We start from the raw sequence: 5,025 nt of genomic DNA, 5'->3' as shown, positions 1-5,025 counted from the left end.
GCCGCAGATCACGACGGACGAGATCGTCGAGCACGGCCCGCCAGGCTGCGGTGCTCTCGCCGCCCATACTCTTGATCGACAGCAGTATCTTCTGGCCATCCGCGCGAACCCCGATCACGACAAGCAGCGAGATCGCGGTCGCCTTGCGGTCGAGCCGAACCCGAACCACGGTGCCGTCGAGGATCAGCCGCACGATCGGCTCCTCAGCCAACGAGCGGGCATTCCAGGCGTCCCAGTCGCTCTTCACCTTGCGCCAGACCCGGCTCACCGTGTCCTTGCCGACGCTGCCCGCGAACAGCGCGCCCAGCGCCCGACGGACACGGCGCGTGTTGGTGCCGGACAGGTAAACATTGGCGATTAATGCATCGGCCGCCAACGTACGCCGCTGGTAGGCCCGCAGCCGATGGCTCTTCCACTCCCTCGTCGTGCCATCGGGGCTATCCAGCCGGGCACGCGGTACCGCGATCTCGACGGGACCGAAGCTGCCGGTCAGCGACCGCGTTCGGCTGCCGTGTCGGTGGCCTGTGACGGCGGTGGAGGCTTCCTCCTGGTCAGCCTTCCTGTGTTCGTAGCGCGGTCGCGCAAGCAGCGTGTCCAGTTCGTCCCGGATCAATTCCTCGATGAACTCTCGTACCCGTTCCCGTACCGCTCCTTCGATCGGATCAAACCAATCATCGAAAAGCTGGGGAGCCGTCTCGCCGCCGTCCTGCGGCACATCCGTCTTCGTGATATCGCTGATCATGGCGTGGTCTCCGATCCGGCGTTCCAACGCCGGCTGATTCGAGGTTTGATCACCCCGGAGACTACGCCACCCTCAATTCCAACCAACTTCCGGACGGGACCTTGCCAAGTCGGGCAACTCAGTGATTGGCACGTAAGGAAGGCACCGGCGGAAGGGTTCCCTCTCGCTTGCGGGAGGCAGCCTGAGCACCGTGCTCACCTCACCGTCTTCGGGACAGTGCGACGGGTTGGCGCAAAAGCGCAGTCCGATGACGGGCTACGCTATAAGCCGAATGTGATGAGGCGAATTCGAACGAGGCGCCCGGCTCAGGTCACGCAACGGCCGGGCTGCAGCAGCTTGGCGACGTCGGTCAGCACGCTGACCACGGGCTCGCAGGCGACCTTGCGGGCTTCGCCGGGCTGGGCCGGGCCGGGCCCGACGGGGCGGTTGCGCGCCTCTTCCTTGGCCGTGGGAACGCGGATCAGGACCGAGGTAGCCGGAAGCCCGTCGAACGTCATCGCAACGGTCTTGGTCTTCGTCTTCGCGCCGACCATCGGCGCCGCGACGCGGTCGGCCTTGTCGGCGCGATTGACGGCGCTCTCAGGCGCCGGGGTCGTGGTGACGCGCTGACCGCCGATCAGGTCATGGCCGGATGCCAACTGGACGGCGCCAAGCGTCAGGCCAACCGCAAGGACGCCGAAAATTCCCTTATGAATCTGTGACATGGTAATGTCCCTCGCCCCGTGAAATTTCCCTTGGCGATCCCGGACACAACGCGAACGAAAGCTGTGGAGTTCTCGACTCCGACAATCACTTAACCGTGTACGAAAAATATTTGCACTTGCCTGGAACGAGTCCGGGGGCATCCGAGTCATTCCGGCAGCCGGTTATTCCCCCTGCCCCATTGACCGGCGACGTAGGGCGCGACCGTGGTGATGCCGGTCGCGCCCTGCTTTTTTTCGAATTGCCCCACAGCCTTGAGCTTGCCGCTGCAACGCGCCCTCGCGCGCGCGGCCTACTTCCGCAGGCTCGCCCAGACGCCGCCGAGGATGAGCGTGCCGCCGAGGAGATGGAGCAGGGTCGGCGGCTCGCCGAGGATGACCCACGACAACAGCGCGCTGGCGATCGGGGCGACGTAGAGCACCAGCGACGTCCGCACCGAGCCGAACTTGCCGCCCAGCCAGGCGAAGCCCGCGTAGGCGAGCAGGCCGGGCACGAGGCCGGCGAAGACATAGGCTTCCAGCGCCCTGACATTGAAGACCTGGGCCGGTTCGATCCACATCTCGCGGACGGCCGGAGGTAGCGAGCACAGCGCGCCCGCGGCGGCGAACAGGCTGACGCGCGCCAGCAGCGAGGCGCGCGGCGCCACGCGCGACTGCATCAGGGTGTAGCCGGACCAGCCGAGCATCGCGAGCACGACCAAGAGGTCGCCCCACGCCGCAGCCGATCGGGTGAAGGTTTCGAGATGGCCGCCCGAGACGATCAGGAGAGCTCCCGCCAGCGCGAGACCTGTCCCGAGCCACTGCAGCGAACCAATATGCTCGATGCCGAGCGCCGCCGAGATCAGCAGCACGACGATCGGCGACAGCGCCATGATGAGCGCAATATGGATCGCCGTGGTGGTGATCCCGGCGACATAGACCGGGCCGCCGCAGAGGAACATGCCGAGGAAGCCCGCTACGAGGATCGGCCAGGCGTTCTGTGCCATCGGAATCTTGCCGTCGCGGATTTCCGCGATCGCGAATGGCGCGAGCCCGATTGCGATGATGCTCCAGCGGAAGAAGGCGAGCGAAAACGGCGGCACCGAACCGGCAAGGCCGCGGGCGAGAATCTGGTTGGAGGCCTGGCCTGAGGCAACCAGGATGAAGCCGACCAGCGCAATGGTGTCCTGCCAGCCCGCGGCGGACGGCTTTGCAGTGGGGGCTTTTGGCAGTCCCGCGTCCATGACAATGTCCCTTGGCAGGCAGCGCATCTCTGCGCTGCACTCTCAGTGTCACGACCGGGCGGTGACCCGTCTCACATCGGCCGCTAGACTTCATCCATGAAACTGATCTTCATACACGGCGCGCCGGCCGCCGGAAAGTTGACGACCGCGAAGGCGCTGCTCGCGCAAACGGGTGGACGGCTGTTCGACAACCATGCGGCGATCGACATCGCGCGCACGGTGTTCGATTTCGGTGCGCCGGGCTTCTGGGAGCTAGTGCAGACGGTACGCATGTCGGTGCTGGGCGCGGCGCTCGAGCAAGGCCTGCCGCTGCTCGTCATGACGTTCGTCTATGCCGATCCCATCGATCTTCCGACCTTCGAGCAGTTCGAAGCGATCGTGAAACGGCACGGCGGAGAGCTGCTGCCGGTGTTCCTGAAATGCTCGACCGAGGAGATCGTCCGGCGCGTGGCCACGCCCGACCGGGCGGCGCGGCGAAAATTGATGTCGGAAACCGGCGTTCGCCAGTTCCTGGACGAGCACACGGTGTCGGCCGTGCCGCGGCAGAATTGCCTCGTGCTGGACAGCGAAGCGAATTCCGCCGAGACGAATGCCCAGGCAATCATCCGGCGCTTCGATTTGGTTTGAGCATTGGAGGAGCCGGCGACGGGAGCACACTTCCGTCGCGGCCAGCATGGGAGGCCCCTCACTGCTCCGCGGCCTCCCGCTCCATGTCGCGGCCGGAGAGATCCTCGCCATGCATGTGGGCGTATTCGCGCGCCATCTCGCGCATCAGGAATTTGGCGGGAACGTCGTGATAGGTGCCGTGGTCGTTAACATACTGCATGTAGGCGCGCCCGGCACCGTCGAACGGATGCAGCAGCGCGTCAGAATGACCGTCGAAATCCAGCGGTTTGACGCCGAGCTTGGCGCACAGCGTGGCGTTGAAGGTCGGCGTCGCCTTGCGCCAGGCACCGTCGACGAACACCTCGGTGAAGCCGTGCCAGCTGAACAGATCAGAGCCCATGCTCTGGCGCAGCTTCTCGGTGGTGAGGTGGTTGCGGACGTCGGCGAAACCGACACGGGCCGGAATGCCGTGGACGCGGCAGGCGGCGGCGTAGAGCGCGGCCTTGCCGACGCAATAGCCGTTGCCGGCGGCGAGCACGCTGGAGGCGCGGTAGCTCTCCGGGGTGCGCATGCTGACATAGGGGTTGTAGCGGATTCCGTCGCGCACCGCCTTGTACAGCTGGCTCGCCTTGTCACGCGCACTGGCGTCGGCGGGGGCGGCAGCGCGGGCAAACTCCACGACGGCGGGATGATCGCTGTCGATATACTCACCGGGATCGGTGTAGAGACGGCTGATCGTATCTGACAGCGTGTCGGCCATGCCGCAAACCCTTTGCCTTGATGCGTTTTCCTCGCGCGAGCGGTTTCCGCTTCGCTTGGGAAGGCTATAGCAAGCCGCGTCGCCGCAGTTCAATGCAGCAATCGCACGCCTGCCCTGCTGGATTTTCGCTTTTGACGCGTTTTCTTTACGCGAACCGGTATCCACTTCGCTCGAAAACGCTCTAGTTTCGGAAGCGCTCGTCCCAGCGGGGCGGCGGCCGGAAGCTGCGCCGCTTCGCCTTGAAGTATTCGCGCACGAAATGGATGCCGATCCCGATCAGGAACGGCGGAGCGAGCGCGGTCGCGATCATGAGCGCGGTGATCGATTTCGGCGTCAGGATGTCCAGCACCATCGACGCCAGCAGCCAAAAGGTGGCGGCAATCACTGCGACGTCGACTTGCTTCATTCCCCGGAATCCCTGGCGCTTGGCCCCAAAAACGGGTTCCATACTACCGGCTGGCCCTGCGCACGCCAAGGATTCCGGGCGGTGGATCGCGCTTTCGGCCTTTCACATTTTTGGAACGACGCGCGAAGGAGCGACGTTGGCCCCGACAAGCGCTGCAAGCGGAGCCCGCGATGGACGATGCTAGCGATATCCACAGCGGCCGCGGCGATCCTGTGAGCCAACACGGCGTCAATGATCCCGTTGATGGGACCGATGTGAAGTGGACATTCGACGACAACCAAACCTCGCACGAACGCCGACAATGGGCCGCCGACGTGCGCGCCGAGGCCTCGCCGAAGCGCGGCGAAGCTTTCTTGCCCGAAGCGCTACGGCGGCGGCCGACCGCTCCCTTGAACCCGCGCACCGGCCGGCATCGGGCGGATTAGGGCCTGACACGGATTCAGGACTCACAGCTCTATTTCGCCCCGTCATCCTTGTAAGCCACGGCGCCGGGTGCGTCAGGCCAGCAAGGCCACCACGCCGACGAGCCAGATCGACCCGACCGGCGACAATGCGACTGAGATGAGGAAGACCCGCCGAATTTCGAC

Annotated in this window: 7 protein-coding genes; 2 read left to right on the top strand and 5 right to left on the bottom strand. The window is 65.2% G+C overall.

Features of this window, described 5'->3' with window-relative positions; genetic code table 11:
* From AS156_RS38945 to AS156_RS38935, 3 genes are all read right to left on the bottom strand, one after another.
* A partial coding sequence (locus AS156_RS38945) for a transposase (protein WP_201455975.1) occupies nucleotides 1-742 on the bottom strand: 742 nt, incomplete at its 3' end.
* A 305-nt stretch (nucleotides 743-1,047) separates the two neighbouring features.
* Nucleotides 1,048-1,446, bottom strand: a complete 399-nt coding sequence (locus tag AS156_RS38940; protein WP_066515753.1) for a hypothetical protein — start codon at nucleotides 1,444-1,446, stop codon at nucleotides 1,048-1,050.
* A 290-nt stretch (nucleotides 1,447-1,736) separates the two neighbouring features.
* Entirely contained in the window at nucleotides 1,737-2,666 is a 930-nt protein-coding gene (locus AS156_RS38935; RefSeq protein WP_066515751.1) for a DMT family transporter, read from the bottom strand.
* Nucleotides 2,667-2,762: 96 nt separating this feature from the next.
* Here AS156_RS38935 and AS156_RS38930 point away from each other — a divergent pair, with 96 nt between their 5' ends.
* A complete protein-coding gene (locus AS156_RS38930; protein ID WP_066515750.1) occupies nucleotides 2,763-3,293 on the top strand; it encodes a P-loop nucleotide/nucleoside kinase family protein in 531 nt (176 codons plus the stop codon).
* Between the two features lie 58 nt (nucleotides 3,294-3,351).
* Here AS156_RS38930 and AS156_RS38925 read toward each other — a convergent pair whose 3' ends face one another.
* A complete protein-coding gene (locus tag AS156_RS38925; RefSeq protein ID WP_066515748.1) occupies nucleotides 3,352-4,032 on the bottom strand; it encodes a transglutaminase-like domain-containing protein in 681 nt (226 codons plus the stop codon).
* 181 nt (nucleotides 4,033-4,213) lie between these two features.
* Nucleotides 4,214-4,438, bottom strand: a complete 225-nt coding sequence (locus AS156_RS38920; protein ID WP_066515746.1) for a hypothetical protein — start codon at nucleotides 4,436-4,438, stop codon at nucleotides 4,214-4,216.
* 170 nt (nucleotides 4,439-4,608) lie between these two features.
* On the opposite strand from AS156_RS38920, the gene AS156_RS38915 reads away from it, so the two are divergent.
* Nucleotides 4,609-4,863 carry a hypothetical protein gene (locus AS156_RS38915; protein WP_066515744.1) on the top strand — a complete coding sequence of 85 codons (255 nt, stop codon included), beginning with the start codon at nucleotides 4,609-4,611 and terminating at the stop codon, nucleotides 4,861-4,863.
* Nucleotides 4,864-5,025: the final 162 nt, after the last annotated feature.

It is taken from the genome of Bradyrhizobium macuxiense (assembly GCF_001542415.1).
GTDB lineage: Bacteria > Pseudomonadota > Alphaproteobacteria > Rhizobiales > Xanthobacteraceae > Bradyrhizobium > Bradyrhizobium macuxiense.
The sequence above is the reverse complement of the archived record's forward strand: the minus strand, read 5'-3'. Positions and strand labels throughout refer to the sequence as shown.